At 64.5% G+C, this 22,018-nt stretch carries 17 protein-coding genes and 1 pseudogene; 10 read left to right on the top strand and 8 right to left on the bottom strand.

Annotated elements, in window-relative coordinates:
* Positions 1–3: 3 nt before the first annotated feature.
* Positions 4–906: a LysR substrate-binding domain-containing protein gene (locus AAHK20_RS15960; protein ID WP_449182437.1), complete on the bottom strand. Its 903-nt coding sequence runs from the start codon at positions 904–906 to the stop codon at positions 4–6.
* 149 nt (positions 907–1,055) lie between these two features.
* On the opposite strand from AAHK20_RS15960, the gene AAHK20_RS15955 reads away from it, so the two are divergent.
* Positions 1,056–1,949, top strand: coding sequence for an NAD-dependent epimerase/dehydratase family protein (locus tag AAHK20_RS15955; RefSeq protein WP_449182436.1), 894 nt, complete (start codon positions 1,056–1,058; stop codon positions 1,947–1,949).
* Between the two features lie 29 nt (positions 1,950–1,978).
* Here the strand turns inward: AAHK20_RS15955 and AAHK20_RS15950 are convergent, their stop codons facing one another.
* The 3 genes from AAHK20_RS15950 to AAHK20_RS15940 all read right to left on the bottom strand — a co-directional run bounded on the left by AAHK20_RS15950 (position 1,979) and on the right by AAHK20_RS15940 (position 4,434).
* Positions 1,979–2,152 (bottom strand): hypothetical protein, encoded by a 174-nt coding sequence (locus AAHK20_RS15950; protein WP_449182435.1) that lies wholly within the window; start codon positions 2,150–2,152, stop codon positions 1,979–1,981.
* Positions 2,153–2,419: 267 nt separating this feature from the next.
* Positions 2,420–3,247: a DUF6566 family protein gene (locus AAHK20_RS15945; protein WP_449182434.1), complete on the bottom strand. Its 828-nt coding sequence runs from the start codon at positions 3,245–3,247 to the stop codon at positions 2,420–2,422.
* Positions 3,248–3,549: 302 nt separating this feature from the next.
* The gene (locus AAHK20_RS15940) at positions 3,550–4,434 is read right to left on the bottom strand and encodes a LysR family transcriptional regulator (RefSeq protein WP_449182433.1); all 885 of its coding nucleotides are present in this window, start codon (positions 4,432–4,434) and stop codon (positions 3,550–3,552) included.
* A gap of 196 nt (positions 4,435–4,630) precedes the next feature.
* Between AAHK20_RS15940 and AAHK20_RS15935 the strand changes: the two genes are divergently transcribed.
* The 3 genes from AAHK20_RS15935 (at position 4,631) to AAHK20_RS15925 (ending at position 8,506) form a co-directional block, all read left to right on the top strand.
* Positions 4,631–5,740, top strand: coding sequence for an alkene reductase (locus tag AAHK20_RS15935; protein WP_449182496.1), 1,110 nt, complete (start codon positions 4,631–4,633; stop codon positions 5,738–5,740).
* 12 nt (positions 5,741–5,752) lie between these two features.
* On the top strand, positions 5,753–6,973 hold the full coding sequence (locus tag AAHK20_RS15930) for an MFS transporter (protein ID WP_449182432.1): 1,221 nt from the start codon (positions 5,753–5,755) through the stop codon (positions 6,971–6,973).
* 165 nt (positions 6,974–7,138) lie between these two features.
* Positions 7,139–8,506, top strand: a complete 1,368-nt coding sequence (locus AAHK20_RS15925; RefSeq protein ID WP_449182431.1) for a glycoside hydrolase 5 family protein — start codon at positions 7,139–7,141, stop codon at positions 8,504–8,506.
* Positions 8,507–8,543: 37 nt separating this feature from the next.
* On the opposite strand, the gene AAHK20_RS15920 is transcribed toward AAHK20_RS15925, so the two are convergent.
* From AAHK20_RS15920 to AAHK20_RS15910, 3 genes and pseudogenes are all read right to left on the bottom strand, one after another.
* On the bottom strand, positions 8,544–9,218 hold the full coding sequence (locus AAHK20_RS15920) for a phosphohydrolase (protein WP_449182429.1): 675 nt from the start codon (positions 9,216–9,218) through the stop codon (positions 8,544–8,546).
* A 50-nt stretch (positions 9,219–9,268) separates the two neighbouring features.
* Positions 9,269–10,972, bottom strand: a pseudogene (locus AAHK20_RS15915) (amidohydrolase); the annotation flags it as partial.
* A gap of 10 nt (positions 10,973–10,982) precedes the next feature.
* On the bottom strand, positions 10,983–13,901 hold the full coding sequence (locus AAHK20_RS15910) for an ATP-binding protein (protein WP_449182428.1): 2,919 nt from the start codon (positions 13,899–13,901) through the stop codon (positions 10,983–10,985).
* A gap of 284 nt (positions 13,902–14,185) precedes the next feature.
* On the opposite strand from AAHK20_RS15910, the gene AAHK20_RS15905 reads away from it, so the two are divergent.
* The 6 genes from AAHK20_RS15905 to AAHK20_RS15880 all read left to right on the top strand — a co-directional run bounded on the left by AAHK20_RS15905 (position 14,186) and on the right by AAHK20_RS15880 (position 21,432).
* Positions 14,186–15,082 carry a helix-turn-helix domain-containing protein gene (locus AAHK20_RS15905; protein WP_449182427.1) on the top strand — a complete coding sequence of 299 codons (897 nt, stop codon included), beginning with the start codon at positions 14,186–14,188 and terminating at the stop codon, positions 15,080–15,082.
* 93 nt (positions 15,083–15,175) lie between these two features.
* The gene (locus tag AAHK20_RS15900; protein ID WP_449182426.1) at positions 15,176–16,300 is read left to right on the top strand and encodes an FAD binding domain-containing protein; all 1,125 of its coding nucleotides are present in this window, start codon (positions 15,176–15,178) and stop codon (positions 16,298–16,300) included.
* A gap of 208 nt (positions 16,301–16,508) precedes the next feature.
* Positions 16,509–17,207, top strand: coding sequence for a hydrolase (locus AAHK20_RS15895; protein WP_449182425.1), 699 nt, complete (start codon positions 16,509–16,511; stop codon positions 17,205–17,207).
* A gap of 183 nt (positions 17,208–17,390) precedes the next feature.
* Positions 17,391–18,674, top strand: a complete 1,284-nt coding sequence (locus tag AAHK20_RS15890) for a c-type cytochrome (protein WP_449182424.1) — start codon at positions 17,391–17,393, stop codon at positions 18,672–18,674.
* Positions 18,671–19,171, top strand: coding sequence for a (2Fe-2S)-binding protein (locus tag AAHK20_RS15885; RefSeq protein WP_449182423.1), 501 nt, complete (start codon positions 18,671–18,673; stop codon positions 19,169–19,171). The genes AAHK20_RS15890 and AAHK20_RS15885 overlap by 4 nt, the downstream gene beginning before the upstream one ends.
* Positions 19,171–21,432 (top strand): xanthine dehydrogenase family protein molybdopterin-binding subunit, encoded by a 2,262-nt coding sequence (locus AAHK20_RS15880; protein ID WP_449182422.1) that lies wholly within the window; start codon positions 19,171–19,173, stop codon positions 21,430–21,432. Before AAHK20_RS15885 ends, AAHK20_RS15880 begins: the two co-directional genes overlap by 1 nt.
* Positions 21,433–21,573: 141 nt before the next feature.
* Here the strand turns inward: AAHK20_RS15880 and AAHK20_RS15875 are convergent, their stop codons facing one another.
* A complete protein-coding gene (locus AAHK20_RS15875) occupies positions 21,574–21,987 on the bottom strand; it encodes a PRC-barrel domain-containing protein (RefSeq protein WP_449182495.1) in 414 nt (137 codons plus the stop codon).
* Between the last annotated feature and the right edge of the window lie 31 nt (positions 21,988–22,018).

The following is a 22,018-nucleotide window of genomic DNA, read 5'->3' as shown; positions in this document are numbered from 1 at the left end:
ACGCTAAAGTCGCACGCGTGCACCAATAAAATCCAGAAAGCACCTCACACGCTCCGCAAGAGCCGCGCTCTGGTAATACACCGCATGCACGGGTTGCCGCTCTTCAACCCGCTCAGCTTCGAGAATCGGCACGAGCCGCCCTTCGCGGACATCGACTTCCGTCATGAAGTCCGAGAGGCACGCGATGCCCCAATGTGAGAGGGCGAGTTGACGGATCGTCTCACCGCTCGACGCGGAAATCGCCGGCTCGATCTTTAGCGTTTCGTTTTCTCCTTCGCCGTCTTCTCCGCCCCGCAGCGGCCAGCGGTTCAGCAACTCCGGCGCCGTGAAGCCGATCAACTTGTGCTCCCGCAAAGCGTCGACGGTACGCGGCTCGCCGTGCTCGGCCAAATAAGCCGGACTCGCGAGCACGCGCCGTCTCGAGTTGCCGAGCGCACGCGCATGCAGCGTCGAATCCTGCAGCACGCCGATACGAATCGCGATGTCGACCTTCTGTTCGAGCAGATCGACGATGCGCTCGTTGCTCGTCAGCTCGAGCCGAATCTCGGGGTAGAGCGCCGAAAACGCCTTCATATGCGGCGCAATGCAATGGAGCATGAACGGCGACGCGGCATCGACTCGCAGCCGCCCTGACGGCCGTCTGCGCCGCTGCGCGACGAACGCTTCCGCGTCTTCCATCGCCGCGAGAATCGCCCGCGCGCGCAGCAGAAAATGCTCGCCTTCCTCGGTCAGTTGCAGCCGCCGCGTCGTGCGGCGCACGAGCGCGACGTCGAGCTTCTGCTCCAGGCGCGTCAGCGCGCGGCTCACGCCGGAGACCGTCTGCTGCAGCTTCTCGGCGGCAGCGGTGATCGAGCCGCTGTCGATCACGGTGACGAACACCAGCAGCTCATCGGTTGAGGTCTTCATCGATTGTTGATTTAAAATCAAGAATGATTTGAGACTAACACGGTTTTTGCAAAGATCGGTTCGACGGATACTGGGCACCATCGTGAATGCAGTCGGATCACCGGCTGCATGGCACGCATCGCAACGTATTGCTTGGCAAGGAGTCGGTCGTGAAGATTTTCGTAACAGGGGCGGGCGGGTTTATCGGCGGTTCGATCGCGGCGGGTCTCGTGCGCGCGGGCCATCAAGTGCGGGGGCTCATCCGCCGTGAAGAACAGGGTGACGAGATGCGGCGGCTTGGCATCGAACCGGTCGTCGGCTCGCTCGACGATCGCGCGCTGCTCATCGACGAGGCGCGCGCTACCGACGCCGTTATCAACGCGGCGAGCAGCGATCATCGCGGCGCAGTGGGAGCGCTGATCGAGGCGCTCGCGGGCTCGGGCAAGCCGCTCTTGCACACCAGCGGTTCGAGCATCGTCGGCGACGCGTCGGGCGGCAAGGGCAGCACGGCGATCTATCGCGAAGACGCGCTGCCTGAACCGACCGAGGACAAAGCGGCGCGCGTCGCGATCGACCGTCTCGTGCTCGATGCGGCGCAGCGCGGTATCTGCTCGGTCGTGCTATGCAACACGCTGATCTACGGACACGGCGCGGTGGCCGGCAGCGCCAGCGTGCAATTGCCGCGTCTGATGCGGCAGGCGCAAAAGAGCGGGATCGTGCGGCACGTGGGCACCGGCGAGAACATCTGGTCGAACGTACATATCGACGATGTCGTGGAGCTCTATCGGCTTGCGCTCGAAAAAGCGCCGGCCGGGACGTTCTACTTCGTCGAAAGCGGCGAGGCGTCGTATCGGGAGATGACGGCGGCGATCGCGGCGAAGCTGGACTTGGGCGAAGCGCAAGACTGGCCGCTTGAAGCCGCGATCGAGGAATGGGGCTATGAAATGGCGTCGTATGGCCTGGGTTCGAATAGCCGCGTGCGCGGAGAGCGAGCGCGCACGCAGCTCGGATGGATGCCGAAGCGGACCTCGGTCATCGAGTGGATCAACCGAGAGATGGTCTGACCGGCTTTAACCAGGGCAGGGAGCGCCGTTCAGTACCCGCGGCGCACCATCATGCAAAGGGCGGCGCGCTCGCGCATTTCGTTTTCGTAGTTGGAGAGCACTTCGGTGAGCCGCCGCCCGATCTCGCGTGATTGCGCGATTTGCGGCGACTGCGGGGCGCGCAGCAGGAAGCGGTGCTCATGGCTGTGTTCGTCGAAGCGCATTCGCAGCTGGCCGCTTTCGACCAATTGGTCCAGAAGCCGCCGGACGTCCTTGCAACTCACACCCAGCGATTGGGCAATGAACCCCGCGCGATAATCGCGGTCGGGACGCATCGCCGCCAGAATCCCAACGGCAGAAAATTCGGAGAAAGTCCGTGTGCGGGGCATGCCATGTCCTTCATGCTGCGTCGTCAGTTCAATGCTAGCTCCGCACAGCATCAGAAGCAGTCGGAGATCGCCGAAAAACCAGTAGGAAAGGGCCGGGCGCTGTCAGGAAATTCCCACGCGAGCGTCGCTGCGCTCGCGGTCACGGTCCCGCTCTCGGTCGGATTGCCGATCGTCGAAAGAGCTGCGTTCGTGCGCGCGGCTATCGCGCTCGACCCACTGGCGCGCCCAATCGAGCGCGTATTGCTGGGCCGCCATCATGTCCGTGAAAGCGCGGCCGACGAGCCCCGAGCGCGCCACGCGCTTGCCGTGCTTCGTGATCTCGGCCCAGCCGCGAAAGGTCTGGTCGCCGACCACGTCGGCCGCCGCGTAGATCACGTAGCCGCGCTCGTCCGCGACTCTCGCGCCGTGGGAGGCGAGACCCATCCAAAGCCGCCCCTTTGAGCGAAACGCTTGCGCAGGCACCTCAGGATCCTTCGACGCGGACGAGGGCGACGGCGATTGCCACGAACCAGGACTGCTCCAGAACACGCGATGCGGCGCGGGAATGGGCGCGCTTTCCACAGGCGGCGCCGCAGCCCGCACGCTGTCCGGACCTCGCGGGTCTCGCGCACTCACCGGCGCGGGCTGGCTCGATCGCTGCAGGCGGCGCGGAATCATGCGTCCCGCCTCCGACAGCAGACGCAGCATTTCGTCGAGCGCGCCGCTCTCGCGCCACTCGTCGTATCGGCGCCGGCACGTCGGAATCGACGGATAGCCGTCCGGCAATCTCGTCCAAGGACGACCGGTCGTGAGCATCCAGAGAATCGCGTTGGCGACCTCGCGCGATTGCACGCGCGGCCTGCCACGCGGACTGAGACTGACGACCGGCGTGTCGGCAAAGAGGTGCGCCAACATCGCCCATTCGTCGTCGGTGAGTTCATCGAAGCCCATGCGCTTTTCCACACGGCTGGTTTGAGCCGTGCCGTCGAAACCCCGAGACCATGGATTCTTGATTGTTTGTTGCGGCGTCGGTGATTTACCGACAGGTCCATCGTAGGTGCGCAAATTACCGATCACATTCGGGAAGCGCGGAACGTGAGTACAGAGCGTGCTGATTTGTCTGTCGGGAAATCCTGACCGGTGAATCGTAGGGATATGGTTCGCACCTCCAATCAAAATGTCGATAATTTACATTATGTCAAATAATGTCGATGGCTCAACACGGGCATCGGCCGCGATTCAACCCCCTCGCTCTAGATTTTCAAATTCTCCCCAACGTAATCAATGAAAACTCGCAGCTTCGGCGACGCATAACGGCTTGCCGGCCACAAGATCCAGAACGTGACGGTCTGATCGATGAAATCGTCCAGCACGATCTGTAACTCACCGCTCGCCAGCGCTTCCCGCACCAGGAAAGTCGGCAGGAAAGCCAGCCCCTTGTTCTGAAGCGCCAGAAAACCCAGCACTTCGATGGTGTTGCTGACGAAGGTTTGCGGCAGCTCCGGCTCTGCTTCCGACGCGGCGAGCTGAAACGGCCAGCGCTCCAGCTTGCCGCTGGCGGGAAATTTATGCAGCAGACACGCGTGTCGAACGAGTTCGGATGGATGCGCGGGCACGCCGTGCTGCTTGAGATACCCAGGCGAAGCGACCAGCACCTGACCACAGGAACCGAGGCGCCGCGATACCAGCCTCGAATCGTGCTGCTCGCCCGTGCGTATGACCGCATCGAAGCCTTCTTCGATGACATCCACCATGCGATCGGAGAGATCGACATCGAGCTCGATGTCCGGGTACTGCTTCATGAAGCCGTCGAGCGCCGGCATGATGAGCCCGGACAGTTGCGGCGTGCTGATCCGCAGCCTGCCGCGCGGACTGCCGGCGGCATTCGACAACTCCGCTTCCGCCGCTTCGACTTCACCGAGGATGCGTCGGCACCGTTCCAGGAACAACGCGCCTTCGGCCGTCAGCGTGATGCTGCGCGTGCTGCGGTGAAAGAGCCGCACGCCCAGCCGCTCCTCGGTGCGCGCAATGCTCTTGCCGACGGCTGATGACGATACGCCGAGCAGACGTCCCGCCTCGGTAAAGCTGCGGGTCTCCGCCACCTGCACAAACATCGCAATGCCGCTGAGGCTGTCCATTGCCGCGTCCCGAGGTCTTCCGCCTGCGACTCGCCCAGTGGCGAATCGCCCGATTCCGGACTTTATTGTCCGAGATATTCGGAACCTTAGCCTATTTTTCTTATGTCGGTCTGTCCATACACTTCGCCTCAAGGTCGAAAGGCCGCTGTTGATCGAACGTCACCAGCCACCCAAGCCACTCAATCTCGAGGCAGTCATGTCCAAACTTCATTCCGCAGTCAAAGTCGGTCCGTACGAATTTGCCCATCGCGTCGTGCTGGCTCCCCTCACCCGCATGCGCGCTGAAGAAGGCGCCCGGCCCGGTCCGTTGATGGCCGAGTACTATGGCCAACGTGCGTCGGAAGGCGGTTTCCTCATCAGTGAAGCGACGATCGCCGCGCCCAACGGCAACGGCTATCTCGGCGCGCCCGGTCTTTACGACGACAGCCAGATCGCCGGCTGGAAGCTCGTGACCGATGCGGTGCACGCCAAAGGCGGCCGCATTTTCCTGCAGCTGTACCACGCCGGGCGCCAGTCCAACAGCCAGTTGCAGCCGGGCGGCGGCCAGCCGGTGGCACCGTCCGCCGTGCCGCACGGCGGTGTCGCCTATACCGAAGCGGGCTGGATTGAGAACACGCCGAGCCGCGCGCTGACCATCCCCGAAATCGCCGAACTGGTCGAGCGCTTCCGCAGCGCCGCGATCCGCGGCAAGAAGGCGGGATTCGACGGCGTTGAACTGCACGCCGCCAATGGCTACCTGTTCGATCAATTCCTGCAGGACGGCAGCAACAAGCGCACCGACATCTACGGCGGATCGTTCGAAAATCGGGCTCGCTTCCTGATGGAAGCCACCCGAGCCGTCGTCTCAGTGTGGGGCAGCGACCGCGTCGCCGTGCGCCTCGGCCCGAGCGGCGCCTTTGGCGATATGTCCGACAGCAATCCGGAGGGTCTCTTCACCTACGTCGCGCAGGAACTGGCCAAACTCAATCTGGCCTACCTGCACCTGATCGAGCCGCGTGTGCTGGGCAACGTCGACGATGCGAGCAAGGATCAGAATCCGGTCGCCGCGCAACTGATCCGCAAGCACTACAAGGGGACCCTCATCGCCGCCGGCGGCTTCAAGGCCGGTACGGCAGAAGCCATCCTGCAGGCAGGGGACGCCGACCTGGTTGCCTTTGGCCGCGATTTCATCGCGAACCCGGATCTGCCCGAACGGCTGCGCCTTCAGTTGCCGCTGAACCCGTACGACCGCCCTTCTTTTTTCGGCGGCACCGAGGTCGGCTATACGGACTATCCGTTCCACAGCTATGACGCGGTAACAGCGTAAGCGGAGCACGCGATGACCTCCACGACGCAGTCCACGTCCCTTGCGCCGTTGTACTGGCTGGCGCTGGGAACATTCGCAGTCGGCACCGAGAGCTTCATGATTGCCGGCCTGTTGCCCGACATTGCCGCGAACCTGCATACGAGCATTGTCGCCACGGGCCAGCTGGTCACGGTGTTCGCTTTGGCCTACGCGCTCAGCTCGCCGATTCTGACGGCACTGACCGGCGCGTTCCATCGACGCACGCTGATGATCCTGGCCCTCTCGGCATTCACGCTGGCGAACTTCATCGCCTGGGCCGCCCAAAGCTATTGGGAATTGATGGCGGCCCGCATCCTGCTCGCCGCGGCCGCCGGTCTGTATGTTCCCGGCGCCAACGCACTGGCCGGCGCGATCGCTGGTCCGGAACGGCGCGGCACGGCGCTCGCCATCGTCAACGGCGGCATCACGATCGCGGTTGCCTTCGGCGTGCCGCTGGGCGCCTTGATCGGCGACCGGCTCGGATGGCGCATGACCTTTGCGGGCGTCGCCGCCCTCTCCGCTGCGGCTACGGCCGGCTTGCTGTTCGGCCTGCCGCGCAACATCGGCGCAGGATTGCCGACTGCGACGCTGCGCGAGCGTATCGATGTCGCACGGCAACCGGTCATTCTGATGACTCTGCTGGTCACTACGCTGTGGGCCATGGGCGCCTATTCGATCTATACGTACCTGGCGCTGTTCATTGCCCAATCCACGCCGCTGCATGGCGCGCAAATCGGCTACGTGCTGTTCACCTGGGGCGTCGCGGCAGCCGTCGGCGTGTTTATCGGCGGTAAGGCTGTGGACCGCCTCGGTCCTCGTCGCGTGATCATCCCCTGCCTGAGCGTGTCGATCCTGGCCTTCTCGCTCATGTCGGCAAGCGCGCACTGGCTTCCGGCGACGTTTGCGCTAGTCCCGGTCCTGATCGGTGTCGTTGCCTGGGGCGTTTCTCATTGGTCCTTCTACCCTGCGCAGCAAGCAGGGCTGATCAATCTCGCTGGCCTGCGAGGCACACCCATTGCCCTGTCACTGAACGCTTCGTTCATGTATTTCGGCTTTTCGCTCGGCGCTGCGCTCGGTTCCCTGACCTTGAGTCTCACCTCGGTGAACAACCTTGGCTGGACCGCCGCTCTGTGCGAAGCCGCAGCGGTGCTGTTGACAGCAAGCATCGGGAAGCATCTGGTCAGGGCGCAAAAAGTGGCGGTCACGGCGGCTTAAGGTATCGCTACGTCGCGCCGCGCGAAAACGCCTCGCATACCGACTGCAAAGAGTTATCCGCGTCGCGATAGATGTACTACGCTTTCTGGGGGCAATTCAAAAACGCCGGTGCGCCCGCGTGACTTTCCATTTTGTGGCGGTCCACTTTTAGCGAGAACCGTAATCATGAGCAAATGGATTGTTTTGATGCTTGCGGGTCTCGCCGCAAGCCATGTGCAGGCAGAGACAAAAATTATCAACGACCGGTTCTATGTCGATGGCCAGCCTTTCTTCGTGCGGGGAATGGTCTACGCGCCGGAGCCGCGCGGATGGCCAAAGGCTGGGGTCATCACATATGGGAACCAGCAGTACGCATGGCTGTGCGGCAAGACTCAAGCCTCGGACTGGCAGTCCGTTTGCTACGACGACGATCTCATCGGGACGGCGTCTCCGGGCACCGCCCATGAAGACCACAACTACAACCTCGCCTTAAAGAAGCGCTGGCAGCGCGATCTTGACGAGCTTAAGAAGATGGGCGTGAACACGCTCCGTCTTTACAACGTCAACAATCACAACAAGAAGCACGCCGAATTCCTCGCAGAGGTCAACCAGCGTCAGATGAAAGTGCTGTATCCGGCGCTGACCGACTATGCATCCAAGGAGCCCATCGCGTCTGTCACCAGCATCGTGACGGGGATAGTGAATGAAACCTGTCGGAATCCGGCCATCCTTGCCTATATCGTGGGCAACGAGTTCGACGAGGACATACTGGCCAACCCCAATGGCCCGCGCGCCCAGGCGGTCAGGAAAGCGGCTGAAATCGTCCATAAGCAATGTGCGGGCGCCTTGACCACCTATGCGGTCGCCGACTCCGGCTGGCAACCCGACGCCAGTGGAAAGAGTCGATTATTTGACGCCCTCGGAGCGGATAACATCGATTTCTTTACGGTCAACAGCGGCTACCGTGGCGATCCTTCGCCGGATGGCAATGACCAAGGTAGAGGCGCTCAGGGTGCGTATGACCGGCTGTTCAAAGACATGCAAAGCATGTCGGCCGCCTACCGGAAACCCTTCCTGATCGGCGAAGCCGGTGTGCACGACATTTACGATTCCGCCTATCGGCGTAACTGGTACGACTACGTGTGGGGCATGACGTTAGGGCGGTCTCGGGCGGCGAACAACAATGGCGTGGTCTTCTTTGAATTCAACGATGAACCGCTCAAGAAGAAAGGCACCAACGATATGTACATGGGCGTCACGACTGCCAAATGGCCGAAGGCGCTCATGCCGGACGATTTCAACGCGACGGCAGAGCTCGACAACGAACTCAAGACTAGCGGATACGCCGGGATTCCGGCGTTTAACGATGGCACGAAGATCATCGACTTCAAGACCCTTCTAGGCAGAGATACCAGGATTGGCGCGGGGCGTTACGAGATGTTCGTGAACGGTGGCACGGGCGCTGGCGCCTGCAACTATGTGTACTCCCCCGATCCGGAAAGCATCAACCCCGAATGTCAGAAGGAACTCGCCAAGATACCGCTGGCCAAGTGATTAACTGATCGTCCAACGCAACGATGGGCGTTCGCCGCTAGCCATCCTGCCAGGCGGCGCCCAGCACCCGTCCGCAGAAATTCGGCCGGTGGAAATCAGGATCGGCGCGCTCGAGCACGTCCGCGCTCCAGCTGCCGAACGTCGACTGCGGCCGGTGTGCGACGCCGCGCGCGATCGCTTCGAGGATGGCTTCCCGGAATCCTTTGACGCGCGGATACGCGGCGAGCAGTTCGTCACGCTCGGCCGCCATGTACGCGTCGAGATCGGTTGCCATCAGGTCCGTCGACACAGCCGCCGCCAACACGCCCGCGAGCGGAGACAGGCGCGCTGGCACGCCGGGCGTCGTATGCAGTGCGACCGCGCGCCAGACATCGTCCCGAACGCACTGCGGTACACAATGGCGCAACAGGTGCGCACTCGCAGCATCCGCGCTGTCGATCTCGTATCGCGCGGTCGACCGGCAATACGCGGCGCTCAAGCCCATGTTCGCGTACATGGCGGCGACATACAGCGCGTCGGCATCGCATGCGTAGCCTGCCCGGCGCGCGGCGAGCGAGGCGAGCACGAACACCCGGTGCGCGTGATCGACGACGACGCGCGGCAACGACGCGCGCGCCGCATCGGCAGCGTCGATTGCGACGGACGTGCGCGGAATGCGCACCCCCGCCACTTCGTCTTTGTCTGCCGATGGGGTCCGGTGTGCAAGGTTCATCTGATCTCTTTCCGCCCTGCCGAGGCAGGCAATTCAGGCAGTGGGTCGACACCGAATTCGGCGACGGGCGACCACGCCGGGCTGACCGGTAGCGGCGGTGGCGCGAGCGGTGCGAATTCGTCGTCGGCATGCACGACCTTGCCGTTGACGACCGTCAGCACCGACGACAGTGACTTGATCCGCTCTTCGTCGATCGTGAAGTAGTCGTCGGTCAGCACCGCGAAGTCGGCGTACTGGCCGGGCACCAGCGCGCCCTTGCGATCCTCTTCGCCCGAGAACCACGCGCTGCCCACCGTGTAGCGGCGCAACGCTTCCATGCGGTCGAGCCGGTTGCACTCCGGGTAAAGCAGCGTGCCGCCTACGGTGCGGCCCGACACCATCCAATACAGCGAGACGAATGGATTGAAGCTCGCCACGCGCGTCGCATCGGTGCCCGCGCCGACCGGCAGCCCCGCCGCGAGCATCGCCCGGATCGGCGGCGTGCGGGCCGCGGCTTCGGCGCCGTAGCGCGCGATGAAGTATTCGCCCTGATAGGCCATCCGATGCTGCACGGCGACGCCGCCGCCAAGCGCGGCGATGCGGGCGATGTTGGCTTCGGAAATCGTTTCGCAATGGTCGAAGAACCAGCGCAGTCCGTTGAATGGAACCTCGCGGTTCACGGCCTCGAACACGTTGAGGAAGCGGCTGATCGACTCGTCGTAGGTCGCGTGCAGGCGGAACGGCCAACGGTTCTGCACGAGCAGCTTCACGACCGCCGTGAGCTCCGTTTCGAGCGTATCGGGCAAGTCGGGACGCGGCTCCAGAAAATCTTCGAAGTCCGCGGCGGAGAAGACGAGCATCTCGCCGGCGCCGTTCATGCGCAGGAATTCGTCGCCATCGCCGGGCTTCGTCATCTTCATCCACTTCGCGAAGTCCCCGAGTTCCTGCTTCGCGTTCTGCGCGAACAGGTTGTACGCGATGCGTATCGTCAACTCGCCGCGTTTCGCGAGATCCATGACGACCGCGTAGTCATCCGGGTAGACCTGAAAGCGGCCGCCTGCGTCGATCGCGCTCGTCACGCCAAGGCGGTTCAACTCGCGCATGAAGTGACGCGTGGAATTCATCTGGTCGTCATAGGCGAGCTTCGGACCCTTCGCAAGCGTCGCGTCCAGGATTTCCGTGTTCGGGCGCGCGATCAGCATGCCCGTCGGCCTGCCGTGACGATCGCGCTGGATTTCGGCGCCGAGAGGGTTCGTCGAGTCTCGGTCGAAGCCCGCCGCGCGTAGCGCAGCCGCGTTCAGCAGCGCGCCGTCGGTCAGGTGCAGGATGAACACGGGCGTGTCGGGCGCGATCGTGTTGAGCTCGCCGACCGTGGGGCCGCGCTTTTCCGCGAACTGAAATTCGGTCCAGCCGCCGACGACGCGCACCCACTGATGCACCGGCGTGCGCGCGACCTGACGGCGCAGCATGTCGAGCGCATCGGCGAGCGATGGCACGCCGTCCCAGCGCAGCTCCAGATTGAAGTTCAAGCCACCGCGAATCACATGCAGATGCGAGTCGTTGAGACCCGGAATCACGGCGCGGCCGTTCAGGTTGATGCGCTTCGTATCGTCTCGCGCATGCCGCATGACGTCCTCGTCGCCGCCGGTCGCGAGAATCCGGCCTTCGCTGACCGCGAGCGCCGTGACGAACGAACGCTGGTCGTCCTGCGTCGCGATCTTGCCGTTGTAGACGACGAGCTCCGCCCCTCGCGCGGGTTCCACCCTCTTTTGCATCAACGAGCCCTCACGCGACTCGCGACGCCATTTGGGCCCACCTCGGCGCCGCATCGGCGGCCGCCTCGAACCGCGCATGCCGCAGGCGCGCCGGCGGCGTCTCATCGGCGCGAACGAAGTTCTGGAGACGAACCAGACGGCGAATGTCGAACGCGCGCGACTGAAGATCGAAGCGTCCGGACAGGTTGGCGATCATCGACGACGCCTGGCCCACCCATCCCCGTTCGATCAGATGGTCGGCAAGATCGAGCGTGGCGCGCAGCTCCCACATACCGGCCCCCTGCTCGTTCGCGGCACGGATCGCAGCGAGCAGATGGCGGCGCCCTTCCCCTTCCTGCGCGACGGTCAGACCCGGGTCGGCATTGCGCGCCTGCTCGAGCATCGCCAGCCCTTTGGCGCGCAGCAGTTCCGGCACGAACAGATGCTCGCCGCACGCCCGGCAGCGGGCCAGCGTGGCATTGAGCTTCTCGCGCGCTTCCGCCGCCCGCCCGGTTCGCACGAGCCCTTCCGCATACGCCACGATCAAAGGCGCCAGCAGGCGCCGGAATCCGCTCGCCTCGACGCGCCGCAGCGCGGGCTCCAGCCTCGCGAGCCCGGCGCCGGGATGCCCGGCCTGGATGTCGAATTGTCCCGCAAGACATTCGGCGTGGCTGCGCCAGATGTCGAAACCGTTCGCGTCGGCCACCGACCTCATCGTCTCGAGGTAATCGGATATGGCGTCGTGGTCGCCGTAGCGCAACGCGATCGGCACGGCGGCGGCGCCGAGCACGACGCACAGCGCCAGTCCTGACTTGTCGCGCCGCGCGAATTCGATCGCCTGCGCGGCGAGCCGCATGGCTTGTTCCGGCTCGCCCTGCATCCAGACGAGCCGTGTGAGCATCGTCAGGCGCAGCGTCGCCACGTCGATGCCGAGCGCAATCTCCGCCCGCGCCGGCTCGCCGGCGTCGACGAGCGCCGCCGTTGCCGCTTCCAATCGCTCGCGCGCCTGCGCGTGTTCGCCAAAATAATGGAGCGATGTCGCGACCATCGCAGTCGCGAGCAGCCGCTGCGATCGCTCGCCGCGGCGCTCGACCGCCCGCTCGAAGCGCGTCGCGTAACGCAGCGACTCGTGAATGTCGGACATCGTGAGCATCGTGTTCCACTGCCCCGTCAGCGCGCGTTCCTCGAGCACGTCGTCGCCGGCATCGCGCGCCAGTCCCAGCGTGCGCTCCCACATCGCAGCGGCCGCGTGCACGTCGCCGGTGGTATGCAGCAGCGCCGAAGCGTACGCGGCGCGCAGCCGCATTTCGTTGTCCGGGTCGACGGCGCCAGGCGGCCCCGCGTCGATTTCGTCGAGCACCTGTTTCGCCTGCTCGCGGCATTCGCTCATCCTCGACGGCTCCAGCAACTCGCGCGCGAGCGCGCTGGCGTGACACGTCTGCGGTGGCGGATTCGCGCAAACCATCATCGGTTCGCTCGCCTCGTCAGCCATCGACTGAAGCTCCGGCACGCGTTCGTCCGGCACGGCCGATGCGTTCGCCTCCGCCTGTTCGCGCTCATAGCGCGCGTGGCGCTCGGCGACCCGTTCGAGCTCGCCCTCGTGGCGCAGCTTTTCCAACGCGTACGCGCGGGTGGATTCGGTCAGCCGGTACTGTGCGTTAGGGCCGCTGAACTCGACGGTCAGCAGCGACTTCGCGACGAGCTCGCCCAGGCCGGAGATCAATTCGGCGATCGACGTGCCGGGCTCCAGCGCGGCGGCGCGAGCCGCGTCGAACGTGAACGGGCCGACGAAGCATCCCATCCGGCGAAACAGCGACCGCGCGCCGGGATCCAACAGCCGGTAGCTCCAATCGAAGGTCGCCCGCAGCGCCTGATGGCGCGGTAGCGCAGAGCGCAAGCCGCCGGTCAGCAAGTTCAGGCGATCGTCGAGACGCGATGCGACGCCGTCGATGCCGAGTGTCGCGACGCGTGCGGCCGCGAGAGCGATCGCGAGCGGCAGGCCGTCGAGGCGCCGGCAAATGTCGCCGATCAATCTCAGGCTGTTTGCGTCGATCGCGCAGTCGGGCGTCGCCGCGTTGGCTCGGCACAGGAACAGCTGAACGGCGGAACAGCCGGCGATCTCCTCGGCGGACGCATCGCCGTCGGGCACCGCAAGCGGGTTGACGCGAAACACGGACTCGGCCGAGATGTGGAGCGGCTCGCGGCTGGTCACGAGCACGCGCAGGGTATCGGCGCGCGCCGTGAGCGTCTCCACGAGGCTCGCAACCAAATCGACGACATGCTCGGCGTTGTCGAGCACGAGGAGGCAAGGCGATGCGGCGACCGCTTCGGCGATGCCATCGACGGAGGGCGCCTGGTCCGGCGTCTGTCCCAGTGCATCGGCTAGCGCGCGCAGCACGTCGTCGCGCGTCGACGCACTCGCAAGCTCGACGAAATGGACGCGCTCCCGCCCGCGGCTCCTCACGTCGTGCGCGACCTGAACTGCGAGGCTCGTTTTGCCGATGCCGCCGGCGCCGACGAGCGTGACGACCGGTGTCCGGCCGATCATGTCGAAGAGTTGCCCGATTTCGGCTTGCCGCCCGATGAGCGGCGCCGAATGAGAACGCAGGCCGGAGGGCGGCCTCGGCGCCTCGCTCTCCTCCGGCGCGGGGCGGGCGGAACGCGCAGCGGCCACCAGCACATAGCCCCTGCCCGGCACGGTCTTGATCAGATCCCGGCTCGCGCCAAGCACCTTGCGCAATGTCGCGACATGCACCTGGAGGCGGTTTTCCTCGACGATCTGGCCCGGCCAGACGGCGTCCATGATGTCGTCCTTCGACACGATCGAACCGTTCGCGCGATGCAGCACTTCAAGAATATCGAACGCGCGTGCGCCAACGCGCAGCGACTGGCCTTGGCTGCGAATATCCCGCTGCTCGAAATCCACCGACAGTGTCCCGATCTGGATCATGGCCGCCTCCAGCTCAAATCTCAAAATTTGGGCGGAGTGTAAACAAGATATAAACGAGCGTCTTGAAGGAAAATGCGCTGTCCGGACGTTCGTGCGCCACACGGCAACAGCGCCCAATCGCCCGCCGGCGTTAGCGATGCGGGGTGTGCTTGCGGTCTGCCAACTGCTGAACAATTGTCCGACTAATGAGCGAAATCTCATCTCGAAACAGTTGAGGTATGATCCGCGGTAATAATTCGAAAGATATTTCTTGCCTCCGTGGCGCCTCACAAGGATCTGGAGTGATGTCCTCTTCCCTGATCGTCCCGCCCTCCGTGGCGCAGCCGAAAGACGGGCTCGGATGTGCCTCGAGTCTGCTAAGCAAGAACATTGAAAGGATGGCGGGCGGCGTGAAGCTGCATCGCAAATGCATGCGCGGCGAGCAATTCGAGCGCATCGTGATGCCTGCCAGCGAGCGCGGTTTCCTGATCGGCATTTCATTGAATAGCGGGCACCGGCGGACGATCTACCGGGGCAAGCGGCAAAGCGAACGGCGGTTCCAGCACAACTCGATTTACATCCGTGATTTCTCGGAGGACTTCCGCGCGGATCTTCACGGCAAGTTCGATTTCGTGCTGGTGGAATTGTCGCGCGCGTATCTCGACCGGCTCGGCGACGAACACGATAGGACCCTCCGTGGCCTGACTTGCGTGGCCGACGAGCAGGATCCGGTACTAGGCCATCTCGCGCAGACCGTTGCCGACAGCCTGGATGCGCAGGGCACGCTCAACTCCTTGTTCATCGACCAGACGGGTCTCGCGATCGGCTCGCACCTCGCGCGCCGCTACGGCGACGCCTTCGAGCCCGATCTTTCCGGCAAGGGCGCGCTGTCGCCCGGGAACGCGTCGCTCGCCAAGGAACTGCTGATGGAAAGCGTGCCGATCGCGGAAGTCGCCAGCGAGTGCGACCTGTCGCGCGGTTATTTCATCCGTGCCTTCTCGCGGACCACGGGCCGCACGCCGCATCAGTGGCTGCTCGAGCAGCGCGTCGCGCAGGCGAGGCGGCTGATCGAGGCAACCGAGATGACGCTCACGGAAATCGCGGTCTCCTGTGGATTCGCAGATCAAAGCCATCTGAACCGCATGTTCGTCAAGTTCTTCGGACACGCACCCGGTGCGTGGCGGCGCGGACTGTCCCGCTGACCTGAATCGTTCTTAAACGTCGTGACGGCACGTAGCAGAGTCGAATCATCATTGGCATGATTCGATCGGCGATCTGCACGGGAGCAATCCACGATGAAAATAGTCATTGCCGGCGGCTCGATCGCGGGTCTCGCGGCCGCCCTGACGCTCGATTGCATCGGTCACGAGGTGGTGATCTACGAGCGCTCGCCGACTCCACTTCGCGGACAAGGCGGCGGCGTGGCGGTCCTGCGGCGCATGATGGCGTTTCTCGAACAGCACGGGCATCACTGCCGCGACATGATCAGCGTGCCCACGCATCGGCGGCGCTGGATCGACCGTGACGGCGTTGTCGTGCGCGACGAACCGGAGATGCTGCCGTTCTCGTCGTGGGATGCGGTCTACCGCTCGCTGTGCAGCACGTTGCCGCCAGGGAGGATTCATTACGGCCGCGCCGTAACGGGCTTGGAGCAGGATGCCGGCGGCGTCGACGTGTGCATCGGCGATCAACGCGTTCGCGCCGACGTGCTGCTGGCAGCGGACGGCACGGCCTCGGGCCTTCGCGCCCGGATCTTTCCCGGCTATGCGCCTTCATTCGCCGGCTATATCGCCTGGCGCGGTATCGTCGACGAAGCCGATTTCGACGCTGCGGCAATCGCCACGCTGGTCGAAAACATGACGCTTCACAAAGCGCCGGGCGAACTGTTCATGGCATTTCTGATTCCCGCTCTCGACGGGTCGCTCGAACCGGGAACGCGGCGCTTCAACTGGCTCTGGTATCGCAACGAAACAGACCCCGATGCATTGCGCCGTCATCTGACGGATCAGGCGGGACACGTCCATCACGCATCGATACACCCCGGCCATCTTTCGGACGACTCCGTCGCGACGCTTAAGCAACTCGCAAGCGAGCGACTGCCTGCCGTGTTCACCCAACTGGTTCTCGCCACACCAGCCCCGTTCGTTCAGGTCATCTACGACGCGCTGAGCCCGGACTTCGTCGATGGCCGTGTGGCCCTGATCGGCGACGCCGCGTGCACGGTACGGCCACATACCGCATCCGGCACATCGAAGGCTGCGAGCGATGCCGTTTCGCTTGCTCAAGCGCTGCCCGCGGACGCAGCCGACATCGTTCAAAGACTAGCGCGATGGTCGGCGGAGCGTCGCTCGGAAGTGACGTCGCTGCTCCAAAAAGGACCGCAGCTGGCGGCGTCGTTCGGACTCGGCAGGCCTTTTTAACGCGGGCTGCGTCGCTTCATCTGAACCGCGTCGCTTCATCTGAATTCAGAACAATTTACTTCTGCATACCTAACCGTGTCGCCTAGACTCGTCGCGTCGGTGGGCACAGGTTTCACGAACCTCCAGTCCGCCGAGCGCCGCGCGGCGCCCCTACCCGGGCGCCCGCATCTTCCGAGTCAGCTTGCTCGTCAAATCGAGGTATCCAGTCATGCGTAATCCGAAGCACGAGGTTTTAACGCCCCAGAACAGCCAGATGATTTTCATCGATCAGCAGCCGCAGATGGCGCTGGGCGTTCAGTCGATCGACCGCCAGACGCTGAAGAACAACGTCGTCGGGCTCGCAAAGGCCGCCAAGGTATTCAACATCCCCACCACGATCACCACGGTCGAATCGGAGAGCTTCTCCGGCTACGTCTTTCCCGAGCTCCTCGACGTGTTTCCGAATCACCCCCTGCTCGAGCGTTCGTCGATGAACTCCTGGGATGACCAGAAGGTGCGTGACGCGCTGGCGAAGAACGGCCGCAAAAAAGTGGTCGTGTCGGGTCTGTGGACCGAGGTCTGCAACGGCACATTCGCGTTGTGCGCGATGTGCGAAGGCGACTACGAGATTTACATGGTCGCGGACGCGTCAGGCGGCACGTCGAAAGAGGCTCACGACTACGCGATGCAGCGGATGATCCAGGCTGGCGTCGTCCCCGTGACCTGGCAGCAGGTGCTGCTCGAATGGCAACGCGACTGGGCGCGGCGCGAGACTTACGATGCCGTGATGGATATCGTCCGCGAGCACTCGGGCGGGTACGGCATGGGCGTCGACTACGCCTATACGATGGTCCACAAGGCGCCGCAACGTGCGAAGCAAAAGCACGAAATGCTCGCGCCGGTGCCGGCGCCGATCGCAATCGACTAGCAGCACGGGCCGCTGGCGGTGTCCCTCTGCATGGGACATCGCCTGCGGCGCTTCGCGCACGAACGGGTTAAGAATATTTCAGCGTCACTTCAGGACTTCGCGGCCTTCCGCGCCGTAGACTGCGCCCGAAAGTCGCCGCCCGCATCGCGTAACGCGTTGTGAATCGATATGCCTGGAGCACGCATGAAACACAAACGACTATGGCTCGGCGCTGCCGTGATCGCGCTCGCCGGCTTGGGCGTCGCGATCGGCATCATGTACGAGCCGTCGATCGCCCCGATCGAGCCGCCCTCGCCCACTTCGTTCGATCCGCAGCTCGTGCGCGCGGGTGCACGCGTCGTGGCGCTTGGCGACTGCGTCGTCTGCCATACCGCGAAGGACGGCAAACCGTTCGCGGGCGGCCTGCCGCTCGCGACACCGTTCGGCACCCTCTACGCGACCAACATCACGCCGGACGCAGACACGGGGATCGGCCGGTGGTCGCAGGACGCGTTCGCCCGCGCGCTGCGTCGCGGCATCGCGCGCGACGGTCATCAGCTCTATCCGGCGTTCCCGTACATCCATTTCACGCGCATCTCCGATCACGACATCGCGGCCGCCTACGCGTACCTGATGACGCGCGAACCGGTGCATGCATCGACGCCCGCGAACGCGCTGATCTTCCCGCTCAACTTCCGGCCGCCCGTCGCATTCTGGAACATCCTGTTCCTGCGCAAGGGCGAGTACCAGCCCGGCGCAACGCAATCCGAGCAATGGAATCGCGGCAAGCTGCTCGTCGACGGCCTCGGGCACTGCGCATCGTGCCACTCGCCGCTGAACGCGATCGGCGGCGAGCAAGCAGGCAAGGCGTTCGATGGAGGCATTGTCGACGGCTGGGAAGCGCCGCCGCTCAATGCGCTCGGCGATGCGGTACATCCGTGGACGCAGGCGCAGCTCGTCACCTATCTGCGCACTGGCCGCGCAAGCGAGCATGGAGCCGCCGCCGGGCCGATGCTGCCGGTCACGCGCGATCTCGCGACGGTGCCGGTCGAGGACGTCGAGGCGATCGCGTCGTACATCCTGTCGATCCAAAAGCCGAGTGCCGCGCAGCAACCCGCGATGACCGGTGTCGGAGTGAAGACGCCTACACCGGCCGAGCAGCGTGGTTCGGCGCTGTTCCAGGCGTCATGCGCGCAATGCCACGGCCCAGGGTCGCCGATGCAAGCGATCGGCGAGCGCCCGACGCTCGCGTTCAGCACGGCCCTCAACTCAAACACGCCGCGCAACGCGATTCAAATGATGTTCAACGGGATCGGCTGGCACGGCGAAGACACGCTCAACTACATGCCGTCCTTCATCGACCAGTACGACGACCAGCAGATCGCGGACCTCGCGGCGTACATCCGCGGCGCCTATTCCAACCGCCCTGCCTGGTCCGACGTTGAGACGATGGCCGCGAAGCTCAGAAAGGAGGACAGCGCGCGATGATGACCTTGAACGTAAACGGTGCCCAGCACGCGCTCGACATCGACCCGTCCACCCCGCTGCTGTACGCGCTGCGCAACGACCTCCACCTGCACGGTGCGAAGTTCGGCTGCGGCCTCGGACAATGCGGCGCGTGCACCGTGATCGTCGACGACAAGCCGATGTTCTCGTGCCTGATTCCTGTCTCGGCCATCGGGCAGCGGCGCGTGAGGACCATCGAAAGTCTCGGCACGCGCGACCATCCGGGGCCGCTTCAACAAGCGTTCATCGAACACCAGGCCGCGCAGTGCGGCTACTGCATCGCCGGCATGATCATGCGGGCCCAAGCGCTGCTCGAACGCAACCCGAAGCCGACCGAGGGCGAACTGCGCGCGCACATGGAGCCGAATCTGTGCCGCTGCGGCACCCACATGCGAATTCTCGCAGCCGTGCGCCAGGTCGCCGGCCTGCCGGAACCGGACGGTGCTTCCCAACCCGTCACTCTCAACAAGGCGCTCTGATGACCGATCACGACGACATCAATGAAGGCCGCCGCCACTTCATGTTCTCGGGCGCGCTGTTCGTCGCGTTCAGCCTCGTGCCGGCCGCCCGCGCGCTGGCGCAGGAAGTGATCGCCGACGAAGGCGCCGCTGTCCACGTAGCGAAGGCAACCGAAACGCTGGCAGGCAGCCTCAAGACCAACCCGCTCTTGGACGCGTGGATCAAGATCACGCCGGAAGGCAAGGTCACCGTGTTCACCGGCAAGGTCGAGCTCGGCACCGGCGTACGCACCGCCCTGCTGCAGGTCGCCGCCGAGGAGCTGAACATGAAGCCCTCGTTGATCACATTCCTGACCGCCGACACCGGCGCGTCGCCCGACGAAGGGTTGACCGCCGGCAGCCATACGATGGCCGACAGCGGCAGCGCACTGCTGAACGCATCCGCGCAGGTGCGCGGGCTGCTGGTCGACGGCGCCGCGAAGCACTTTGGCGTCGAGGCACGCACGCTCACCGTCAGCGACGCGGTGATCAAGGCGCCGGACGGCCGCACGATGAGCTATGGCGACGCAGTCGGGATCGTCGACTTGCATCGCACGGCCGCGCCCACGTCGCCGCTGAAGGATCCGGCCACGTTCACCACGATCGGCACGTCGTTGCCTCGGCTCGACATACCGAACAAGGTCACCGGCGGCGTCAGCTACGTGCAGGACATGCAACTGCCCGGCATGCTGCATGCGCGCGTCGTGATGCCGCCTGTCTACGACGCGAAGCTGCTGTCGTTCGACGAGGCCGCGATCGTGAAGATGCCGGGTGTCGTGCGGATTGTCCGTAACGGCAGCATGCTCGCGGTCGTCGCGCGCGGCGAATGGCAGGCGGTCGTGGCGCAGCGCGCGCTTGCCGCAAGCTGCCAATGGTCGCCAGGGCGGGCGCTGACCGATCGCGACAAGGTTCACGAGGACCTGAAGCGCATCGCGACGCAACGCATCGAGATCGCCAACACGCACGCCAACACCGAACCGGCCGCAAAGACGCTCACCGCAACCTTCCTGAAGAACTACCTGCTGCACGGCTCCATCGGACCGTCCTGCTCGGTCGCGCACCTCGACAACGGAATGCTGACCGTCTGGACCCACTCGCAGGGCGTGTACCCGCTGCGCGACGCGCTCGCCGAGATGCTGTCGATGCCGAAGCCGAGCATCCGCTGCATCCACACCGAAGGCTCCGGCTGCTACGGGCACAACGGCGCGGACGACGTAGCCGCGCATGCAGCGCTGATCGCGGCCGCGATGCCGGGCCAGCCGGTCCGCGTGCAGTGGATGCGCGAGCAGGAGCACACGTGGGATCACTTCACGCCCGCGATGGTCACCGAGGTGAGCGCGTCGCTCGACGCGAGCGGCCACATCGTCGACTGGCAGTACGAACTATGGAGCAGTTCGCACAACGAGCGGATCGTCAACGCCGGCAGGCTCCTGCCCGCGCGGATGCTGGAGCCGCCGTTCGTGTCCGCGCCGTCGACGCCGATGCTGCAGCCCGAAGGCGGCGGCGACCGCAACGCGATCCCGCTCTACGCGTTTCCAGCCATGCACATCGTCAACAACTTCTCGCCGACGATGCCGCTGCAGAGCTCGGCAATGCGCTCGCTCGGCGCGCACACGAACGTGTGGGCGATCGAGAGCTTCATGGACGAACTCGCGCATGCTGCCGGCGTCGAGCCGGTGGCGTTCCGGATGCGTCACATGCAAGACACGCGCGCGCGTCACGTGATCGAGCTCGCCGCCCAGCAATTCGGCTGGCCGCGGCCGCCGCGAGCGCGCAATCGCGGCGTCGGCTTCGCGTTCGGCAAGTACAAGAACCTGATGGCCTATGTCGCGATGGCCGTCGAAATCACGGTGGTTCCCGAAACGGGACAGGTGATCCTCGAACACGCGGACGTGGCCGTCGACGCGGGGCAGATCGTCTCGCCGGACGGCATCCGCAACCAGATCGAAGGCGGCATCATTCAGTCGGCGAGCTGGTCGCTGTACGAAGAGTTGAAATACGACACGCAGAAGATTCGCAGCTTCGACTGGAGCAGCTATCCGATCCTGCGCTTCTCGGCGGCGCCGCGCAGCCTGAAGGTCCACCTGATCAATCGCCCCGGCGCGCCGTTCCTCGGCGCGGCCGAGGCGTCGATGGGGCCGACCGCCGGCGCGCTCGCGAATGCGATCTTCGATGCGACGGGCCAGCGCATGCGCGAAATGCCGTTCGCCGGCGATAGGCTCAGAAAGCGCATCGACGCATAGAGGCTCAGAACAAAAACGAAGCGCCGGGTTGCCCCGGCGCCGCAGTCTGCTGGAGCGTCACCGACGCGGGTGTCGCGCAGGGCCAGCTAGATAACCAAATCCACAGGACGGCGCCCCGAAAAGCCAGGGCGCCTGCCGGACTCAGCGACGCAAGTACGTGGTCCGCGCGATTGGCACAACGGGCACGCGCGGGTACTGGAACGCCGGCATCGCCTTGATCGCTTCGCGCGTGCCGCCTGCGAGCGTGAGCTTCCCGTCGGCGAAGTCGAGCTGGCTTACCGGAATGGCGACGTCATGCTGCGAGACACCCACGAACTGATGGGCCGCGACGATCACGAACGATGCGGAGTCATCGGGCGCGATGATGATGTCGTGCACGACGCCGATCTGCTCACCCTTGTCGTTGACGACCGGCTTGCCGAGGAACGACTTCTTTACGCTCCAGCCGCGAACGATGAGATCGGCTTGTGTCACGCTGATGCCAATGGGCTGCACGCCCGCCACCTGCGCGGATGCATGCAAGGGAACACTACCAATGGCAAGAGCCAGCAGCATTGCCGTCAAGAGACCTGTTTTCTTCATTTTG

It is taken from the genome of Trinickia camelliae, assembly GCF_053525655.1.
Note: the sequence above shows the minus strand (reverse complement) of the source record. Positions and strands in the feature narration are given on the sequence as shown.

Coding starts and splice junctions, on each gene's coding strand:
- AAHK20_RS15960 (WP_449182437.1), bottom strand. CDS start 906: ATGAAGACCTCAACCGATGAGCTGCTGGTGTTCGTCACCGTGATCGAC.
- AAHK20_RS15950 (WP_449182435.1), bottom strand. CDS start 2,152: ATGCGCTTCGACGAACACAGCCATGAGCACCGCTTCCTGCTGCGCGCC.
- AAHK20_RS15945 (WP_449182434.1), bottom strand. CDS start 3,247: ATGGGCTTCGATGAACTCACCGACGACGAATGGGCGATGTTGGCGCAC.
- AAHK20_RS15940 (WP_449182433.1), bottom strand. CDS start 4,434: ATGGACAGCCTCAGCGGCATTGCGATGTTTGTGCAGGTGGCGGAGACC.
- AAHK20_RS15935 (WP_449182496.1), top strand. CDS start 4,631: ATGTCCAAACTTCATTCCGCAGTCAAAGTCGGTCCGTACGAATTTGCC.
- AAHK20_RS15930 (WP_449182432.1), top strand. CDS start 5,753: ATGACCTCCACGACGCAGTCCACGTCCCTTGCGCCGTTGTACTGGCTG.
- AAHK20_RS15925 (WP_449182431.1), top strand. CDS start 7,139: ATGAGCAAATGGATTGTTTTGATGCTTGCGGGTCTCGCCGCAAGCCAT.
- AAHK20_RS15920 (WP_449182429.1), bottom strand. CDS start 9,218: ATGAACCTTGCACACCGGACCCCATCGGCAGACAAAGACGAAGTGGCG.
- AAHK20_RS15910 (WP_449182428.1), bottom strand. CDS start 13,901: ATGATCCAGATCGGGACACTGTCGGTGGATTTCGAGCAGCGGGATATT.
- AAHK20_RS15905 (WP_449182427.1), top strand. CDS start 14,186: ATGTCCTCTTCCCTGATCGTCCCGCCCTCCGTGGCGCAGCCGAAAGAC.
- AAHK20_RS15900 (WP_449182426.1), top strand. CDS start 15,176: ATGAAAATAGTCATTGCCGGCGGCTCGATCGCGGGTCTCGCGGCCGCC.
- AAHK20_RS15895 (WP_449182425.1), top strand. CDS start 16,509: ATGCGTAATCCGAAGCACGAGGTTTTAACGCCCCAGAACAGCCAGATG.
- AAHK20_RS15890 (WP_449182424.1), top strand. CDS start 17,391: ATGAAACACAAACGACTATGGCTCGGCGCTGCCGTGATCGCGCTCGCC.
- AAHK20_RS15885 (WP_449182423.1), top strand. CDS start 18,671: ATGATGACCTTGAACGTAAACGGTGCCCAGCACGCGCTCGACATCGAC.
- AAHK20_RS15880 (WP_449182422.1), top strand. CDS start 19,171: ATGACCGATCACGACGACATCAATGAAGGCCGCCGCCACTTCATGTTC.
- AAHK20_RS15875 (WP_449182495.1), bottom strand. CDS start 21,987: ATGCTGCTGGCTCTTGCCATTGGTAGTGTTCCCTTGCATGCATCCGCG.